This window comes from Streptomyces sp. NPDC050738 (assembly GCF_040654175.1).
Taxonomy (GTDB): domain Bacteria; phylum Actinomycetota; class Actinomycetes; order Streptomycetales; family Streptomycetaceae; genus Streptomyces.
In genome coordinates this window covers 25269-42344 of sequence record NZ_JBFAHN010000013.1, presented here as the reverse complement: position 1 = coordinate 42344, position 17076 = coordinate 25269, and the positions used below count along the sequence as shown (strand labels likewise).

General features: G+C 69.1%; 18 protein-coding genes. 8 read left to right on the top strand and 10 right to left on the bottom strand.

Features of this window, described 5'->3' with window-relative positions; translation table 11 throughout:
* Nucleotide 1: 1 nt before the first annotated feature.
* The gene (locus AB0H78_RS28305) at nt 2–844 is read right to left on the bottom strand and encodes an alpha/beta hydrolase (RefSeq protein WP_363237461.1); all 843 of its coding nucleotides are present in this window, start codon (nt 842–844) and stop codon (nt 2–4) included.
* Nucleotides 845–948: 104 nt separating this feature from the next.
* Between AB0H78_RS28305 and AB0H78_RS28300 the strand changes: the two genes are divergently transcribed.
* Both AB0H78_RS28300 and AB0H78_RS28295 read left to right on the top strand, forming a co-directional pair.
* The gene (locus AB0H78_RS28300) at nt 949–1362 is read left to right on the top strand and encodes a helix-turn-helix domain-containing protein (protein ID WP_363237460.1); all 414 of its coding nucleotides are present in this window, start codon (nt 949–951) and stop codon (nt 1360–1362) included.
* A gap of 8 nt (nt 1363–1370) precedes the next feature.
* On the top strand, nt 1371–1976 hold the full coding sequence (locus tag AB0H78_RS28295) for a class I SAM-dependent methyltransferase (protein WP_363237459.1): 606 nt from the start codon (nt 1371–1373) through the stop codon (nt 1974–1976).
* 6 nt (nt 1977–1982) lie between these two features.
* Here AB0H78_RS28295 and AB0H78_RS28290 read toward each other — a convergent pair whose 3' ends face one another.
* The 4 genes from AB0H78_RS28290 to AB0H78_RS28275 all read right to left on the bottom strand — a co-directional run bounded on the left by AB0H78_RS28290 (nt 1983) and on the right by AB0H78_RS28275 (nt 6063).
* Nucleotides 1983–2387: an FKBP-type peptidyl-prolyl cis-trans isomerase gene (locus AB0H78_RS28290; RefSeq protein ID WP_363237458.1), complete on the bottom strand. Its 405-nt coding sequence runs from the start codon at nt 2385–2387 to the stop codon at nt 1983–1985.
* A 79-nt stretch (nt 2388–2466) separates the two neighbouring features.
* Nucleotides 2467–3387 carry a DUF5829 family protein gene (locus AB0H78_RS28285; RefSeq protein ID WP_363237616.1) on the bottom strand — a complete coding sequence of 307 codons (921 nt, stop codon included), beginning with the start codon at nt 3385–3387 and terminating at the stop codon, nt 2467–2469.
* Nucleotides 3388–3505: 118 nt separating this feature from the next.
* Nucleotides 3506–5014 carry a DUF4246 domain-containing protein gene (locus AB0H78_RS28280; protein WP_363237457.1) on the bottom strand — a complete coding sequence of 503 codons (1509 nt, stop codon included), beginning with the start codon at nt 5012–5014 and terminating at the stop codon, nt 3506–3508.
* 68 nt (nt 5015–5082) lie between these two features.
* The gene (locus AB0H78_RS28275) at nt 5083–6063 is read right to left on the bottom strand and encodes a helix-turn-helix domain-containing protein (protein WP_363237456.1); all 981 of its coding nucleotides are present in this window, start codon (nt 6061–6063) and stop codon (nt 5083–5085) included.
* Between the two features lie 109 nt (nt 6064–6172).
* On the opposite strand from AB0H78_RS28275, the gene AB0H78_RS28270 reads away from it, so the two are divergent.
* Both AB0H78_RS28270 and AB0H78_RS28265 read left to right on the top strand, forming a co-directional pair.
* Nucleotides 6173–7204: a saccharopine dehydrogenase NADP-binding domain-containing protein gene (locus AB0H78_RS28270; RefSeq protein ID WP_363237455.1), complete on the top strand. Its 1032-nt coding sequence runs from the start codon at nt 6173–6175 to the stop codon at nt 7202–7204.
* A gap of 32 nt (nt 7205–7236) precedes the next feature.
* Nucleotides 7237–7725, top strand: a complete 489-nt coding sequence (locus AB0H78_RS28265; RefSeq protein ID WP_363237454.1) for a DinB family protein — start codon at nt 7237–7239, stop codon at nt 7723–7725.
* 24 nt (nt 7726–7749) lie between these two features.
* Here AB0H78_RS28265 and AB0H78_RS28260 read toward each other — a convergent pair whose 3' ends face one another.
* The 3 genes from AB0H78_RS28260 to AB0H78_RS28250 are packed head-to-tail and all read right to left on the bottom strand — an operon-like array spanning nt 7750 to nt 10051.
* Nucleotides 7750–8253 carry a dihydrofolate reductase gene (locus AB0H78_RS28260; protein ID WP_363237453.1) on the bottom strand — a complete coding sequence of 168 codons (504 nt, stop codon included), beginning with the start codon at nt 8251–8253 and terminating at the stop codon, nt 7750–7752.
* A complete protein-coding gene (locus AB0H78_RS28255; RefSeq protein WP_363237452.1) occupies nt 8250–9047 on the bottom strand; it encodes a thymidylate synthase in 798 nt (265 codons plus the stop codon). The genes AB0H78_RS28260 and AB0H78_RS28255 overlap by 4 nt, the downstream gene beginning before the upstream one ends.
* Before the next feature lie 26 nt (nt 9048–9073).
* Nucleotides 9074–10051 (bottom strand): pyridoxal-phosphate dependent enzyme, encoded by a 978-nt coding sequence (locus tag AB0H78_RS28250; protein ID WP_363237451.1) that lies wholly within the window; start codon nt 10049–10051, stop codon nt 9074–9076.
* A gap of 115 nt (nt 10052–10166) precedes the next feature.
* On the opposite strand from AB0H78_RS28250, the gene AB0H78_RS28245 reads away from it, so the two are divergent.
* Both AB0H78_RS28245 and AB0H78_RS28240 read left to right on the top strand, forming a co-directional pair.
* A complete protein-coding gene (locus AB0H78_RS28245; protein WP_363237450.1) occupies nt 10167–10706 on the top strand; it encodes a winged helix-turn-helix domain-containing protein in 540 nt (179 codons plus the stop codon).
* 23 nt (nt 10707–10729) lie between these two features.
* Entirely contained in the window at nt 10730–12016 is a 1287-nt protein-coding gene (locus AB0H78_RS28240; protein ID WP_363237615.1) for an MFS transporter, read from the top strand.
* 14 nt (nt 12017–12030) lie between these two features.
* Here AB0H78_RS28240 and AB0H78_RS28235 read toward each other — a convergent pair whose 3' ends face one another.
* Complete coding sequence (locus AB0H78_RS28235) at nt 12031–12864, bottom strand: PIG-L family deacetylase (protein WP_363237449.1); 834 nt, start codon at nt 12862–12864, stop codon at nt 12031–12033.
* 260 nt (nt 12865–13124) lie between these two features.
* On the opposite strand from AB0H78_RS28235, the gene AB0H78_RS28230 reads away from it, so the two are divergent.
* A complete protein-coding gene (locus AB0H78_RS28230) occupies nt 13125–14453 on the top strand; it encodes a C1 family peptidase (RefSeq protein ID WP_363237448.1) in 1329 nt (442 codons plus the stop codon).
* A 4-nt stretch (nt 14454–14457) separates the two neighbouring features.
* Here AB0H78_RS28230 and AB0H78_RS28225 read toward each other — a convergent pair whose 3' ends face one another.
* A complete protein-coding gene (locus AB0H78_RS28225; protein WP_363237447.1) occupies nt 14458–14970 on the bottom strand; it encodes a GNAT family N-acetyltransferase in 513 nt (170 codons plus the stop codon).
* 139 nt (nt 14971–15109) lie between these two features.
* Between AB0H78_RS28225 and AB0H78_RS28220 the strand changes: the two genes are divergently transcribed.
* On the top strand, nt 15110–17071 hold the full coding sequence (locus AB0H78_RS28220) for an acyl-CoA dehydrogenase family protein (protein WP_363237446.1): 1962 nt from the start codon (nt 15110–15112) through the stop codon (nt 17069–17071).
* The last annotated feature ends 5 nt before the right edge of the window (nt 17072–17076 follow it).

Below are 17076 nucleotides of genomic sequence, written 5' to 3'. Positions count from 1 at the left end.
ATCAAGCGGTGAGGAACGGCTTCAAGAGGCCGAGAAGGGGCTCGGGGCGGTGAAGCGGGATGATGTGACCGCAGTCCTCGATGATGTGGCCGACGAGGTCGTCGGCCAGGGGTCGTAGCTGCTGTTCGAGCGCCGTCCCCACCGGGTGGGCACCGATGGCCATGGTGGGCACAGTGAGGCGGCGGGCGGCGGCTTCCTGGATCTGGCGTGCGCTCGTGGGCAGTGCGCGGTAGTACGAGAAGGCGCTGTGCAGGGCCGCCCTGCCGGTGTATGCGCTGATGAATGCGTCACGGATTTCGGGGCGGAGCCCCTGCCCGTGGGTGCCGGAATCGAGGAACCAGTCGATGTACTGCGCTTCGTGGCCCGTCAGTACGCTCTCCGCGAGGCCGGGCACCGAGTGGAAGCCGAACCACCACGGCGCTCCGTCCGCAAGGAATCCTTCGGCGCCCGGGAGCCTTCCCAGGAGCGATTCCATGACCACCAGCCGTCGCACGAGGTCGGGGCGGCGCATGGCCAGCAGGAAGGCCGGCGGGGTGCCCGCGTCGATGCCGACAACGGCTGCGGAGGTCTCACCGAGAGCATCCAGGAGGGCTTCGGCGTCGGCGGCGAGGGTCCCGGCGTCGTAGTCGTCCGCCGCTCGCGTGCTGGCGCCGAGGCCGCGCAGGTCCGGGGCGATCACCCGGTGCCGTTCGGACAGCGGGCCCAGAATATCGGTCCACAGGCGCCAGGTGTGCGGGAAGCCGTGCAGCAGCAGGACTGCGGGGCCCTCTCCGGTGATCGCCACGTTGAGTTCCACGCCGTTGGCCGTGACGCGGCGCAGCTCTGTTGCGGGCCACTGGGACATGAAGACCTCTTCCTGTTCCTGGTTACCAATGGTGACAACCCAACGGTAGGTAACTACCTTGGGGAGGCCAAGACCGCACATTCGCCACAGGTGGTGAGCTTCAAGTGACCTCCCCCGCACCGCGTACGCCAAAGGGCGCACGCGGTGATCTCTTCTCCCCGCAGTGCCCGACCCGGCGTCTGCTCGATCGGATCGGCACGAAATGGACGTCGATGGCCGTCAAGGTCCTTGCGGAGGCTTCCCCGGGCGAGGTGCGCTTCGCGGAACTGCAGCGCCGGATGGCGGGCGTCTCGCAGAAGATGCTGTCGGTCACTCTGCAAGGACTGACCCGCGACGGGCTGGTCAGCCGGAGGGTGGAGCCCACGGTGCCGCCCCGCGTGCACTATCGGCTCACCGAGCTGGGCCTGTCCCTGGAGGGCCCCCTGGCCATGGTCCGCAACTGGGCCGAGGAACACATGGCCGAGATCGACCGCGCCAATGAGCTCAGCCGGGAGGGACCCCAGGCGGGCGACCTATAGTCGGTCTCATGAGCCGTTGGACGGAACTGACCGGGAAACCGACCGGGGAGGACTACGCCGCACGCTTCGCGTCGCTGACCCTCGGCGGCGAGGACATGCACGGCGAGGCACGGTTCTGTGCGGCCCTCGTGCCTGCCGGAGCGCGGGTACTGGACGCCGGGTGCGGTACGGGACGGGTCATGATCCGCCTTGCGGAACTCGGCTACGACTGTGTCGGGGTGGATCTTGACGCGTCGATGCTGGCAGTGGCGCGGAAGCTGTCGCCGGAACTGCCTTGGTTCCAGCTCGATCTGGCCGAGTTCGAGCCCGGCCTGCTCGGCATCGCGGCGGGCTTCGACCTTGTCGTCGCCGCGGGCAATATCTTCCCCTTGCTCACCCCAGGCACCGAGAACACGGTGGTCGGGCGACTGTCAGCGGCCCTGCGCCCGGGCGGCCTGCTGGTCGCCGGTTTCGGCCTGGACGAAGCCCACCTGCCGGTGCCGCCCAGCCTCACACTGCCGGAGTACGACGATGGCTGCGCCGCGGCCGGCCTCACCCTCGTCGACCGCTTTGCCACGTGGGACGCCGACCCTTACGACGGCGGCGGCTATGCCGTCAGCGTCCATCGTCGGTGATGGTGTTCAGGCCGTGCCTCGCACCGGCGGCCCGCCCACGACCGTGAGCAGGTCCACGACGAAGATCAGCGTCGAGCCCGCCGGGATCAGAGCCGAGGGCGACTGCTTGCCGTAACCGAGACGCGGGGGAACGATGATCTCGCGGCGGCCGCCGACCTTCATTCCCCGCACTCCACGGTCCCAGCCCTTGATGGCCCTGCCACCGCCCACGGCGAACTTGAACGGCTGGTCCCGCTCCCAGGAGGAGTCGAACTCCTTTCCCGATGCGAACGTGACTCCTACGTAGTGAAGTTGGACGACCCTGCCCGGCTGTGCTTCAGGTCCGTCCCCGACCACGAGGTCCCGGACCGTCAGCTCGGTGGGCGCGTCACCCTCCGGAACCTCGATTGCGGGCTTCGTCAGTTCGCTCATCGCGGTCCCATCGCTCGCCACCGGATTCCCCGCACGGGCCGGCCGTACGCATGGACACTCCATGCGCCAGTCGATCACGCTACCTGTTCTCGGGGAACGTCCACACCGCGTGGCTGCCAGGGCCGACGACGAGCTTCGAGTGGCCGAGCGTCTCCGTGTGGCGCGTCCTCACCGGGTGGTTGAGTGACATCTCGATCTGCCGCAGGCCCGCCTCCGCGCGCGGCACGGCGTCCAGCCGGATCGTGGTGCCACCGCCCTGTGCGAGCGCTCCGCCTCCCGGCAGGGTCTTGACGGCGAACCCGCCCGCCCTCAGCAGCGGCACCGTGTTGGCGAGGTCGCGCGGGGTGACCGCGAGGCGCACCGACGTCACGTCGCGCATCAGGTGGTTGCGGTACTCGTCGTTCTGGTAGCGCTCGCGGCCCATGTCGCCGGGGAAAGAGGCGGGTTCGGTCTTGCTGCGCGGGTCGGCGAAGTACTCGGGCAGGTACTCCATCCCCCAGGCGCCGAAGGCGTCGTACTGCTCCGTGGTGAAGACCGCGTCGAACCACGGCACCGGAACACCGTCACCGAAGTCGCGCGTCTGGCGGAATTCGAAGGGGTTCGGGTTCCCCTGGTCGCGGAGTCGCTGCTTCACCGTGGCCAGATCGCCCGCGCGCTCGACCGAGACGCCCATCCCGGCTGCGCCGAGTTCGCCGTCCTTGCCGGGTACATCGCCCACCCCGAACAGCTCGAAGTAGGTCTCACGGCCCATCAGATAGCGCCCGGTCCAGGTCTCCCCTCCGCTCCCGGTGGTGGTTCTGACCTGGAAGTTGGCGAACTGGGGGAGATACGCGGAGTGTTCGATGGCGTCGGCCGTCTCGCGGTCGAACACCCCGTAGGCGTGGTTGTAGAACAGCAACTGCCGCCCGTCTTCCATGCTTTCCCTCGGCCCCTCCGCGGCTCGCGCCGTGCCGGTGAGGACCATCGCGAAAGCGAGGGCGACAGTCATCGCGAGGATCATGGGCATACGTAACGTCCGGCGCAGCAGCATGCGGCGATCGTAGGACGGGGGACCGGAATGTTCCGTTGTTTTCGATGAATCCGGTCGTTTTCGATACAACCGCGAGGGCCGCTTCCGCTCAGTGTTCGCAGAGGGAGAACTCTCGCTCGTAGAGCTGCTCGTTGTGTTCATCGACGAAGAACTTGCGTTCCTGCATGAGCTGTTCGCGGTATTGCTCGGCCTCTTCGAGCGTCATGGTCGAGTGGTCCGACCATGGTTGCTGCGGTGGTACGTCGGATGTCGAGACGATCTTTTCCGACGGGTCGACCAGGAAGAACGCGAGTATTTTGCGATGTCCGGGAAGGGTGGGGTCAGTGAGGCGGAACGAGTCGACCCGGTGCTGCAGGATGTTCGGGAACGCCAGGCAGCGGCCCGCCGGGGTCGATGTCGATCCCAGTGTCTGGTTCAGTGCGTCCTCGTCCTCCAGGCCGTAGACCTCACGCACGCCGTTGTCGTCGTTCTGTTCGTAGTCCGGGTCGTCGAGTACGGCCCGGAAGCCCAGCCGGCTTTCGGTGATGTTCTCGCTGTCCCAGTAGTAGATGCCGGTCGAGACGATCCGCTCGTTCAACATCCCCTCGACATGCCAGGATCCGCCGGCGTACTCGGGCTTTTCCGGGGTGAGATGGATGGTGGCGAGCTTGGCGATGACCTGCAGACGACGGCCGCGCAGGTCGACCCGGGCGGATCCGTCGGGCAGCTCGGGCGGGGTGAAGTCCGGTGCGTCGGGGACGACCGGGCGGCGGGTCTCCCACCAGTCCTCGTGTGCCTGCTCCCATGCGCGGAGGGCTTCCGCGTGGGCCGCATCGTCGCTGGAGGAGGATTTGCGCGGGTACTCCGGCTCCGATGCGTACCACCCGTAGGGATCGGCCTCGATCCGCAGGGGCCGCGGATGGCGCAGATCGGTGAGCACGTTCTCCAGCAGGGGGCGCAGGCGTGCGAACAAGTCCGGGAGGACAGAGGCCAGTTCGTGATGGGTCCCGGGGTGGACGTTGTTGATGTACGAACGGAAGACGACAGCACCATCGGCACTGACGTCGACGTCCGTGGGCAGCCACTGGAATCTCTCCGAGAACTCGTACTTCGAGTGGTGGTTCGTCGGGTTCTGCCACGCCTGCTCGGGCGCACCGCTCGCTTCTCTCACCAGACAGAACAGTGAGGGATGAACCAGATCCAGTACCTGGCCGTCGGATCCCGGATGCCAGTCCTGCTCCTCTTCGGGGACCTCTTCCAGAACCAGGACCGCCTTGCGCAGACGGGACCTGAGCCGGTCGTCCACCAGCGTGTCCGACTGCCAGACCCCGTCGACGGCGGACATCTCGATACCGGTTCGTCCGTCCCGCAGCGCCGCGTAGTGCGCGAGTTCGGCAAGGACATACCGAACCTGCGCCTCGGTGAGCCCCTGAGAGACTGCTTCCTGCGTCCACCTGGCGACGATGTCGGGATCGTTCATCTTGTCGAACCACTCCGGCTTCGCGCGGATGTGCGCGCTGCACCGCATCATCTGGAGTTCCCGCAGCGTCCGGGGTGTCGCGAACGATATGGAACGGGAAGCCTGAAACGGCAGCGGGAAAGCAGACAGGCCAGTCAACTCTTCTGATCCTCCCAGTCGGTGTGCGGTGGCGGGAAGACTACGTCAGAGGACTGACACCGCCGCCGTCACACCTCGCCCGCGCCGGTGCCGCCCTGAGAAGGGGTTCGGGTGCGAAAGGTGCGGCGGTAGGCGTCCGGGGGGACGCCGAGGGTGCGATTGAAGTGGCGGCGCAGGGTGGTGGCGGTGCCCATTCCGGTGGCGGTCGCGATGGCGTCGATGCTGTCGCTGGTCGTCTCCAGGAGTTCCTGGGCGTGGCGGATGCGCTGGGCGAGCAGCCATTGCAGCGGGGTGGTGCCGGTCGCGGCGCGGAAGTGGCGGCCCAGGTGGCGGGAGCTCATCCGGGCCTGGCGGGCCAGGTCTTCCACGGTCAACGGCTCGTCGAGCCGTTGGATGATCCACGGCAGCAGGGCGGTGAGGGGGTGGTCGTCGTGCTCGGGTACGGGTGCGGTGACGAACTGGGCCTGCCCGCCGGAGCGGTGCGGGGGGACCACCAGGCGGCGGGCGGTGGTGTTGGCGATGGCGGAGCCGTGGTCGAGGCGGACGAGGTGCAGGCACAGGTCGAGTGCGGCGGCCTTGCCTGCGGAGGTGAGTACGCGGCCGTTGTCGTTGTCCACGTAGAGGACGTCCGGGTCGACCTCGACCTGGGGGTAGCGGGCGGCCAGCGCGTCGGTGTGCGCCCAATGCGTGGTGGCGCGCCTGCCGTCGAGGATGCCGGCGGCGGCCAGGACGAACGCGCCGGTGCACAGGGAGACCATCCGGGCGCCCGCGTCATGGGCGGCCCGTATCGCGTCGATGAGGTCCGCGGACGGGGCCACGTCGGTGTCGGCCCAGCCGGGGACGATCACGGTGTCGGCGTGCTGGAGGTGGTCGAGGCCGCGTTCGGGTTCCAGACGGAAAGGGCCGAAGGAGACGGTCGCGGGTCCACAGAGCGTCAGGTCGTACCAGGGGACGGTCACCGCGGCCGGAGCGGAGCCGAACACCTCATGGGCGACGGACAGTTCGAAGTGCAGCATCCCGTCGGTGACGGCCAGCGCGACAGACCTCATGTCCGAAAGTGTACGGGGCGTGTCGTTCCAGACGCTCACGATTGATGGTTCAACCAGGCCAGGATGGTCGCAGTCGAGCAGTTGGTCGCATCGAACACAGGAGAAGGACATGACAGCGGGGCAGACGGTCACGGTGTACGGCGCATACGGGCACACCGGCAGGTTCGTCGTGGCGCAGCTGCGCGAGCGCGGGTTCGTCCCCGTCCTGGCAGGGCGCGACGCCGACAAGCTCAAGGCGCTGGCACAGGATTACCCCGGTCTCGAGATCCGCCCGGCATCCGTCGCCGACCCGGACTCGCTCGATACCGCCCTGGCGGGCTCCGCGGCGGTCATCAACTGCGCGGGTCCCTTCGCCACGACGGCCGCCCCGTTGATCGAGGCCGCCCTGCGGGCCAGGATTCCGTACGTCGACGTGGCGGCCGAGATCGAGGCCAATGCCGACACCTTCGCGCATTTCACGGACCGGGCCCGCGAAGCAGGCACGGTGATCGTGCCTGCGATGGCCTTCTACGGCGGCCTCGGCGACCTGCTCGCCACCGCTGCGATGGGCGACTGGACCGCAGCCGACGAGGCGCACATCGCCTACGGGCTCAACAGCTGGGAGCCCACGGAGGGGACGCGGGTGGCGGGCAAGGTCTCCGCCGATCGGCGCGGCGGTCGCCGTGTCCGTTTCACGAAGGGGCAGTTGGAGTACCACACCGATGAACTCCCCACGGTGCAGTGGCCTTTCCCCGATCCGATGGGGCCGCGGGCCGTCGTCGGCGAGTTCACGATGGCCGACGTCATCACCATCCCGAGCCATCTGTCCATCCCCGAGGTCCGCACCTATATGGCGACGGAGGCGGCCACCGGCATCGCGTCCCCGGACACCCCGACCCCCACCGCCGTCGACGAACAAGGGCGCTCCGCACAGACCTTCCTCGTCGACGTGGTCGTACGCTCCGGTGACACCGAACGGCGTGCCACGGCAAGCGGTCAGGACATCTACGCCGTCACCGCACCCCTCGCGGTCGAAGCGGTCCACCGCATCCTGACCGGACAGACCCGCACGACCGGTGTCGCCTCCGCAGGCGAACTCTTCGATGCCCCCGACTTCCTCCGCGCCCTGTCTCCGCACATCGCTCTCGCGCTGCACCCGTGACCGGTGTCAGTGGCGGCTGCCACCATGCACACATGAATACGGACAGCAAGGAGAAGAAGGTCCTGTCGGCGTACCTCGCGGCGCAGCGAACCAGCGTGCTGGCCATCCTCGACGGCCTCGACCCTCAGGCTCTGACCACGTCGGTCGTGCCCTCCGGGTGGACGCCTCTCGGGCTCATAGAGCACTTGGGGTACGCGGAGCGGCACTGGTTCCAGGAGGTCGTCACCGGGGAAGCCGAGCCGTTGGTGTGGCCCGACGACCACGACCCATCGACGACACCGCGACCGCCCGAGATGGTCTTCGCCTTCTACGAAGACCAGTGCCGGCGCTCCGACGCGGTGATCGCCCGCACGCCGCTGTCGGCGCCCCCGCAGGGGTCTCACCCCGGCATGGTGGACGACGAAGTCGCCGACCTGCGGGGGATCATCATGCACATGGTGGAAGAGACGGCACGTCACGCCGGCCATCTGGACATCGTCCGCGAACTCCTCGACGGGCGCACCGGACTCGGCCCCCGCTGATTCACCGGCTACGCGGTGCGCGTGTCAGCGGGTGTATCGGCGCATGCGGTAGCGCAGCCCTGAGGTCGAGGACTGCCAGCCTTCGTCCTCGGAGACCTTCCAGCTCGGGTCCGGTGTCGGGGCGTAGGTGTCGCCGTCGATCGTCGAGTCGACTTCGGTGACCGAGAGCACCGTGGCGTGGGGCATGGCGGCGCGGTAGATTTCCCCGCCGCCGATCACCCATGCCTCAGCGGGGGCAGCCGGCCCCGACGCATCGGCTGCGAGTTCCAGAGCGTCGGCGATGGACCCGGCGCGTTCCGCGCCTTCGGCCGCCCACCGCGGATCGCGCGTCACCACGATGTTGCGCCTGCCGGACAGCGGGCGGAATCGCGCAGGCAGCGAATCCCATGTCTTGCGCCCCATCACCACAGGGTGGCCGAGGGTGGTCGCCTTGAAGTGCGCCATGTCCTCAGGTACGCGCCACGGAATGGCGTTGCCCGCGCCGATCACGCCGGCAGGCGTCTGCGCCCAGATCAGCCCGATGTTCACACTGCGACCGGGGCTTTGATGGCCGGGTGGTGCTGGTAGTCGTGCACTTCCACATCGGAGTAGGCGTAGTCGAAGAGAGAGCCGGCTGCGCGCAGACGCAGCTCGGGGAACTCGAACGCGGTGCGCGAGAGCTGCTCGGTGACCTGCTCGACGTGGTTGTCGTAGATGTGGCAGTCGCCGCCGGTCCAGATGAAGTCGCCCGGCTCGAGGCCGGTCTGCTGCGCCACCATGTGTGTGAGCAGGGCGTAGCTGGCGATGTTGAAGGGGACGCCGAGGAACAGGTCCGCGCTGCGCTGGTACAGCTGGCAGGAGAGCTTGCCGTCGGCGACGTAGAACTGGAAGAAGGCGTGACACGGCGCGAGCGCCATCTTGGCCAGCTCTCCCACGTTCCAGGCGGAGACGATCATCCGGCGGGAGTCCGGGTCGCTGCGCAGCGTTCCCAGGACATCGCTGATCTGGTCGATGTGCTTGCCGTCCGGGGTGGGCCAGCTGCGCCACTGCGCGCCGTAGACCGGGCCGAGTCCACCGTCCGCGTCGGCCCATTCGTCCCAGATGGTGACGCCGTGTTCCTGCAGCCAGCCGACGTTCGAGTCGCCGCGCAGGAACCACAGCAGTTCGTACACGATGGACCGCAGGTGCACCTTCTTGGTGGTGACCAGCGGGAACCCCTGCGAGAGGTCGTAGCGCAGTTGGTGCCCGAAGACACTTCGGGTGCCCGTGCCCGTCCGGTCGGCTTTGGCCGTTCCGGAGGTGAGCACTAGCCGCAACAGGTCTTCGTACTGGGTGTCCGCCACAGCCGACGAGTCTACGTCAGTGATGGTCAAGGCCTGTGGAGGGGCGCATCGATCCAGCGGCGATAGGCGTCCGGATCGACGTTGCTGCCGCACACGATGGTGGCCACGTGTCGGCCGGCGAAGCGCTCGGGGTCTTCCAGGATCGCCGCGATGCCGAGCGCGGCCGACGGTTCGACGACGAGGCCGGCGTGGTCGAGGAGCATCCGCATACCGGCGATGATCGACGACTCCCGGACCAGGACGGCGTCGTCGGCCACCAGGAGGAGGTCGTCCAGGACGGCCGCGATGGGACGCCGGCCTGCGACACCGTCGGCGATGGTGTCGGTCGCGTCGGTGGTGACGACGCGGCGTTGGTGCCATGAGTACGTCATCGCCGGTGCGCCCAGGGGTTGGACGCAGATCACCTCGACTTCGGGGGCCAGGGCCTTCAGTACATGACCGATGCCGGTGGCCATCGCTCCGCCGCCGAGAGCGATCAGGACGGTGTCGAACGAGGGCGGGGCGGCGACCAGTTCCAGGCCAATGGTCGCCGCGCCTTCGCAGGTCTCGATGTCCAGGCTGTCCTCGACCAGCCGGATACCGTCGCGGCGCGCGATGGCCGCCGCCCGGTCGCGGGCCGTCTCGTGGTCCCCGTCCACCAGTTCCAGCCTGGCGCCCAATGCGCGGATACCGTCGAGTTTGGTCGCAGTCGCGAAGCGGGATGCCACGACCGTGACGTCGAGCCCCCGGCCGCGACCGGACCAGGCGAGGGCCTGGCCGAGGTTGCCCGCGCTGGCGCACACCACGGCGCGCGAGCCGGTGCCGGCGAGCAGGCTCGCCACCACCTCGGTGCCGCGGGCCTTGAAGCTGCGGACCGGGTTCGCCGTTTCGAGCTTGATGCTCACCGTGCATCCGAGGCCGGGCTCCAGTGCCTCGCAGCAGTACAGCGGAGTGTCGAGATACATCGGGTCGATGACCCGGCGAGCCGCCCGGATCCGGTCGATGTCGAGGCGCGTCTCCTGCACGGCACAGCAGCGTAGCGCCGCCGCACCCAGGGCGGCGCGGCCCTGTTCAAGATCGTCTGCGCCGCTCCGCGCAATCCCCTTGCGCAATGGTCAAGAAACGTTGACCATTGGACGCATGTCAACCGATGATCTTCCCGAGGCGTTTCACGTCACGACGGACGAGCAGCTGCGCGCCGTCTCCAATCTCACGCGTCACCGGATCATGGCCGTGCTCCGTTTCGAGCCGGCGACGATCACGCAGATCGCCGGGCGGGTGGGCCTCGCGAAGGGGAGCTCCAGCTACCACGTACGACTGCTGGAGCGGGCCGGCCTGGTCAAGGTGGTGCGGACGCGGAAGGTGCGGGGGGTCACCGAGCGGTACTACGCCATGGCCGCGCGGTCGATCGTGCTGCCGGATGCGGGGGTGGGACAGCCCGACCTGCTGATGCGCCATGCGGTGGCCGACCTGGAAGCGGCGCCGGCGGACAGCGAGCGGCACGTGCGGATGGCGCATCTGCGGCTCACCGACGAGCAGTTCGCGGAGCTCGGGGCGCGGCTGGGGGCACTGGCGGACGAGTACCGCGAGCTGTCCGATCCGTCACTGCCGGACGTGTCGCTCGCCTTCGCACTGTTCCGGCCTGCGTCGGGCGAGCAGGCCGAGGGGGAGTCCAAGTGACCTTGGATACAGGGAAGTCGACGTTGCCGTCCGGGTTCGGTCGGCTGTGGACCGCGCAGACGGTGTCCTCGTTCGGCGACGGGGTGATGCATGCCGCGCTGCCGCTGCTCGCCCTTGCGCTGACCCGGGATCCGATGGCGCTCGCCGTCGTCACGGCCGCCGGGACGCTGCCGTGGCTGCTCTTCGGGGTGCTCGGCGGTGCGCTGGTGGACCGCTGGGACCGCCGGCGCACGATGTGGGTCGCGGACGTGGCGCGTGCGGTGCTGCTCGCGATACCGGCGGCGGCCGCCGCGCTCGACGCGCTGAGCATTCCGCTGCTCGCGGCCGTCGCCTTCCTGCTCGGCCTCGGCGGACTCTTCTTCGACACGGCCGCCACGGCCTATCTGCCGGATCTGCTCGGCCGAGACCCCGCATCCCTGGAGCGCGCCAACTCCCGCCTGCACGGCGCCCAGACCGCGATGTCCGGCTTCGCCGGGCCGCCCGCGGGCAGTGCGCTGCTCGCGCTCGGGCGAGCGGTTCCACTGATCGCCGACGCGGTGTCGTTCGTGTTCTCCGCGCTGCTCGTGCGGTCGCTGCCCGACGCGCCCCGGCCCGAACCGGCGGCCCGCGAGTCGCTGCTCCGGCAGGCGCGGGCCGGGGCCTCGTACGTCTTCGGGGACCGGTTGCTGCTCGGACTCGCGCTCCGTCCGGCGGTCGGCAACATCGCCTTCCTCGCCGTGGAGACCGTGCTCGCCCTCTTCGCGCACGAGCGTCTGGGCATCGGCAGCTTCGGCTTCGGCCTGCTCCTCACGGCGGAGGCCACCGGCGGCCTGCTCGGCGCGGGCATCGCCTCCTTCCTCGGCCGGCGACTGGGCACCGGCACCGCGCTGACCTGCACGGCCGCGGTCGAGGGGCTTGCCATTCTGGGGCTTGCCGCCGCCCCGAATCCGTACGCGGCCGGGCTCGCGCTCGCCGTCTGCGGGGCGGGGATGGGCGCCACGATGGTGCTCGGGCCCTCGCTGCGGCAGGCGATCGTCCCGGCCCATCTGATGGGCCGGGTCGCCTCGACCTCCCGCATGCTCGCCATGTGCGCCGCCCCGTTCGGCGCCTTCCTCGGCGGCTGGCTGGCGACCACGTACGACATCCGCACCCCGATCTACGCCGCCGGCGGTCTCCTCCTCGCCATGACCGCCGTCACGGCGAGCATGACCGACAACCGCCGGGTCGAGGCGGCGCTGCGTGGCACCGTCCCGACCGGCGGTTCGGATCACCTGGAATCCGCTGAACTCGATGCACCGGCTGAACCCGCGCGCGAGCGCGTGACTTCATAGGCCCATGCAGGCGGTCAGCGCAGTCCGGCGAAGAGGTCGTTCTCGGGCACGGCCGCGCCGGTGGTGTCCTGGACCCGTACGAAGGTCTCCACGCCCATCAGGTCGGTGAACTTCTCCTGGCCCATCTTGAGGAAGAAGATGTTCTCGCCCTGGCTGGCGTGCGCGGCCAGCGCGTCGAATTTCTGGCCGCCGAACGCGCTGGTGTCCACCCAGGTGGTGATCTCCTCGTCGGGGAGTCCGATCTTGGCCATCGCCTCGGCCTCGGCCGGATCCGGCTCCGGGAAGTCCTCCCCGAGCTCGCGCAGGACCTCACCGAACCGCTGCATCATCGAGCGCGGCGCCGTCGTCCAGTACACCTTCGGCGTCTGCGGGACCAGCTCCAGCGCCGCCATCGTGATGCGGTGGGCCTGGATGTGGTCGGGGTGGCCGTAGAAGCCGTTCTCGTCGTAGGTCACGACCACATCGGGCTCGTAGCGCCGGAAAAGCTCCGCGAGCCGCGCCGCACCCTCCTCCACCGGGGTCCGCCAGAACGACCCGGGTGCGTCGTTGCTCGGCCAGCCCATCATTCCGGAGTCGGCGTAGTCCAGCGTCTCCAGATCGCTGATCTTCAGGACGTCACGGCTCGCCTGGAGTTCCTGGCGCCGCATCGCGGCGACGGCTGCCGGATCGTGCCCGGGATCGCCCGGTTTGATGCCCCCCGGTCCATCGCCGCAACCGCCGTCCGTACACGTCACGAGAACGGTGCGGATTCCTTCTGCCGCGTACCGCGCGAGGACGCCTCCCGTGCTGGTCGCCTCATCGTCGGGGTGGGCGTGGACCGCCATGAGCGTCAAGGTCCCGTCCTTCATGAAACGTCCTCCTGTGGGAAAAGGTCTGGGTACGGTTCCGCCCCTTCCCCGTGCAACATCGCCGCTCCGGCGGCTGTTCCCGGCACGGCAGGTCACCGCCTCGAGCGCCTCGGCAACTTCGTTGACCGCGGCTGAGCGGCCGTGCGACGGTGAGAGCGCGTTGCCCCTCCTGCCTGTCCCGGGCCCGCGCGATCACGGCCCGCCTCGAGAACTGGAACCGGATCACTGTGACGCTCGGACACGTTCACTCCCGTCAGGCCATGGACCGCAGTCTCACCCCCGCGCAACTCGAGTTGTTCGAGAAGGAGTTCGCCTCCCGCGCGGCGAACCGGCTGATGCAGAACGCCGTGACCCGGACACCTGTGGACGAGATCGCCCTTGACCGGCGGATCGTGACTGCCGCCGACCACTCGGTCTCCCACCACCTGGACGACTGGAAGGTCACCAACCAGAAGAAGAGCGGCCGCTGCTGGATGTTCGCCGGGCTGAACCTGCTGCGCGTCGGCGCCGCACGGAAGCTCGGCGTCAAGGACTTCGAGTTCTCGCAGAACTATGTGCTCTGGTGGGACAAGTTCGAGCGGGCGAACCACTTCCTGGAGAGCATCGTCGAGACCTCGGGACGCGACGCCGACGACCGCACGGTGGCGCACCTGCTCGGGGACCCCATCAGTGACGGCGGCCAGTGGAACATGTTCGTGGCGCTGGTCGCCAAGCACGGCCTGGTGCCGAAGTCGGCGATGCCGGAGACGGACAGCTCGTCGGCGACGGGGCCCATGAACCGCGCCCTGATGAGTCTGCTCCGCCGGGGCGCCCGCGATCTTCGCCGTATGGCATCGGAGGGCGTCGAGGCACAGCGCGTGCACAAGGGCGAGGTGCTGGCCGCCGTCCACCGGGTGCTCAGCATCCATCTCGGCACGCCGCCGCAGCGGTTCCTGTGGCAGTGGCGGGACGAGAAGCAGGAGTTCCACCGTGAGGGCTGGATGACGCCGGCCGAGTTCGCGGCCGCGTATGTGCAGATACCCCTCGACGAGTACGTGTGTCTCGTCCACGACCCGAGGGAGTCGAGCCCGGCCGGCCGGACCTTCACCGTCGAGTACCTGGGCAATGTGATCGAGGCTCCGCCGGTGGTCTATCTCAATGTGGAGATGGACCTGCTGAAGCGTCTCAGCATGGACTCCGTCGTGGGCGGCGAAGCCGTCTGGTTCGGCTGTGACGTCGGCCGGATGATGAGCGGGGACGTGGGGCTCTGGGATGCGGCGCTCTACGACTACGAGGCGGTCTACGACGCGTCGTTCGAGATGGACAAGGCGGCCAGGCTCGTCCATCGCGAGACCCAGATGACGCACGCCATGCTGTTCACCGGCGTGGATGTGGTCGACGGCGCTCCGCGCCGCTGGCGGGTCGAGAACAGCTGGGGCGACGAGAAGGCCGACAAGGGCTTCTGGACGATGAACGACTCGTGGTTCGGCGAGCACGTCTTCGAGGTCGCGGTACGGCGTTCGGCGCTGCCGCCGGAGCTCGCCGCCGCCCTCGGCGAGCCGCCGATCGTCCTGCCGGCCTGGGACCCCATGGGCGCGCTCGCGCGGTGAGAACCTACTCCTCGACCTCGGTGCGGTAGACGCGCAGGCCCCGGCTCCGGTAGTTGAGGAGCGCGCTCGGGTGATCGTTGGAGTTGGTGTGCAGCCAGACCCTGCGCACGGCCCCCGCTTCCAGCGGTTCGGTTGCCCAGGCCTGTCGCAGCGCCAGTGTCAGGGCATGCCCGCCGAGCCCCCGGCCCACGTACTCCGGCAGGAGTCCGAAGGTGCGGATCTCCACGACCCCACCGGGCTGGGGCTCCAGCGCGGCGATCCCGGCCGTCTCGCCCGCCAGCTCGATCAACCAGTACTGGCGGTTCGGGTGCGCGTGCGCCAGCTCCTGCCACTCCTGCTCGGAACGCGTCGAGCTCCGCCACCCGTAGGCCGCTCCGACCCGGGCCTGCACCGAACGCGCGGACTCCGACAGCCCCGCCTCGCGGCGCAGCGCCAACGAAGGCACGACCCGGCCGGGCTTCAGCTCACCGGGATCGGTCATCTCCAGATACGTGACGGTCTTCACGGTCTTCTCCATCCCCGGCACGCTACCGGGGCCCTCCGTGCCGGTCCCACTCGGCGCCGAGGGCGCTGTGTGGCCGCGCCTCCGTCCCCCGTACGGTTCCAAGATCCCCGGGCGACCGCTTGATCGTCGCCCGGTGGGGTAGCGGAATGTCATGGCCACCGACAACACATCCACTGCTGCGAGCGGTTATGTCCAGCCCGAGATCGACGTCCCGGCACTGACCGGGCTGCTCGACGGTGAGTACGCCGGGATCCGCGATCTCGTCCGCACCAACCTGGTGACTCACGCCTCCGTGCTCGACGAGGCCGACGAGCTCGGCACCGACGCGTATCGCGAGCGGGTGCGCGAGCTCGTGGTCGAGATGGCCGCGACGGGGCAGACCGGGATGGGCTTCCCGGACAAGTACGGCGGGGGCGGCGACATCGGAGCGTCGATCGCCGCGTTCGAGACGCTCGCCTTCGGCGACCTGTCGGTGCTCGTGAAGGTCGGTGTGCAGTTCGGGCTCTTCGGCGGCGCGATCCTGCATCTGGGCACCGAACGCCACCACGACGCCTATCTCCCCGACCTGATCACCGGTCGGCTGATGGGCTGCTTCGCGATGACCGAGACCGGGCACGGTTCCAACGTCCAGGCGCTCGGCACCGTGGCGCGGTACGACGCCGCACGCCAGGAGTTCGTCCTCACCACCCAGGGCGACCAGGCGCGCAAGGACTACATCGGCAACGCGGCCCGCCACGCGGAACTGGCCGTCGTCTTCGCCCAGTTGGAGGTCGAAGGGAAAGCTGAGGGCGTGCACGCCTTTGTCGTACGGATCCGGGAGGGCGGCGAGGTGGTGCCCGGCGTCCGGATCGAGGACGCCGGACGCAAGATGGGGCTCAACGGCGTGGACAACGGCCGCATCTGGTTCGACGGCGTGCGGGTGGAGCGCGAGGCGCTGCTCAATCGCTTCGCCGACGTCACCCCCGAGGGCGTCTACGAGAGCCCGATCGACAATCCCGACCGGCGCTTCTTCACCATGCTCGGCACCCTGGTGCAGGGCCGGGTCAGCGTCGGCGGCGCCGGGGTCGGCACGGCCAAGGTCGCCCTGGCGGTCGCCACGAAGTACGCGGTGCGGCGCAGGCAGTTCGCGGCGGCCCCGGACACCGAGGAGCAACTCCTCCTGGACTACGGGCTGCATCAGCGCCGGCTGCTGCCGCTCATCGCGCGTACGTACGCGCTGCACTTCGCGCAGGACGTCGTCCGTACGCAACTGCACGAGGTCTTCTCCGGCATCAAGGACGATCCGCACGCGCGCCGGCAGCTGGAGTCGCGGGCCGCAGGCACCAAGGCACTCGCCACCTGGCATGCCACCCGGGTGGTCCAGGAGTGCCGCGAGGCGTGCGGCGGCGCCGGCTATCTCACCGTGAACCGCTTCGCCGCCCTCAAGGGCGACAGCGACGTCTTCACCACCTTTGAGGGCGACAACCACGTCCTGCTGCAGCTGGTGGCGAAGGGCCTCCTCACCCACTACGCCGGCGAGTTCGAGGACCTGGACCAGCTCGGCATGGTCCGCTACGTCACCGGCCTCGCCGTCGAGACGGTCATAGAGAAGACGTCGGTCCACAAGCTGCTGGAGCGGGTACGCGACCTGCTGCCGGGCGGCGAGGAGTGGGACCAGGAAGCCGGCCTGCTCGACTCCGACTACCACCTCGCCATGCTCCGCTACCGCGAGGAGCACATGCTGGCCGGCGTGGCCCGCCGGCTCAAGCGCGGCATCGACCAGAAGCGCAGTCCCGGGGCCGTCTTCTCGCAGGTCCAGGACCATGTCATCGCGGTCGCCCACGCACATGTCGAGCGGCTGGTCCTCGAGGCGTTCGTGGAGCGGACGCGCGCGCAGCCCGAGGGCGACAACAAGGTGGCGCTGGGCCTGCTGTGCGATCTCTTCGCCCTGACGACGATCGAGGCGGACCGGGCCTGGTTCATGGAGCACGGGCGGCTGACCGTCCAGCGTTCCAAGGCGATCAGCCGTGAGGTGAGCGACCTCTGCCGCAAGGTCCGGCCCCTCGCGGTCGACCTCGTCGACGCCTGGGGGATCCCGTCCGAAATGCTGCGCGCACCCGACCTGGTGGGCTGAGACGA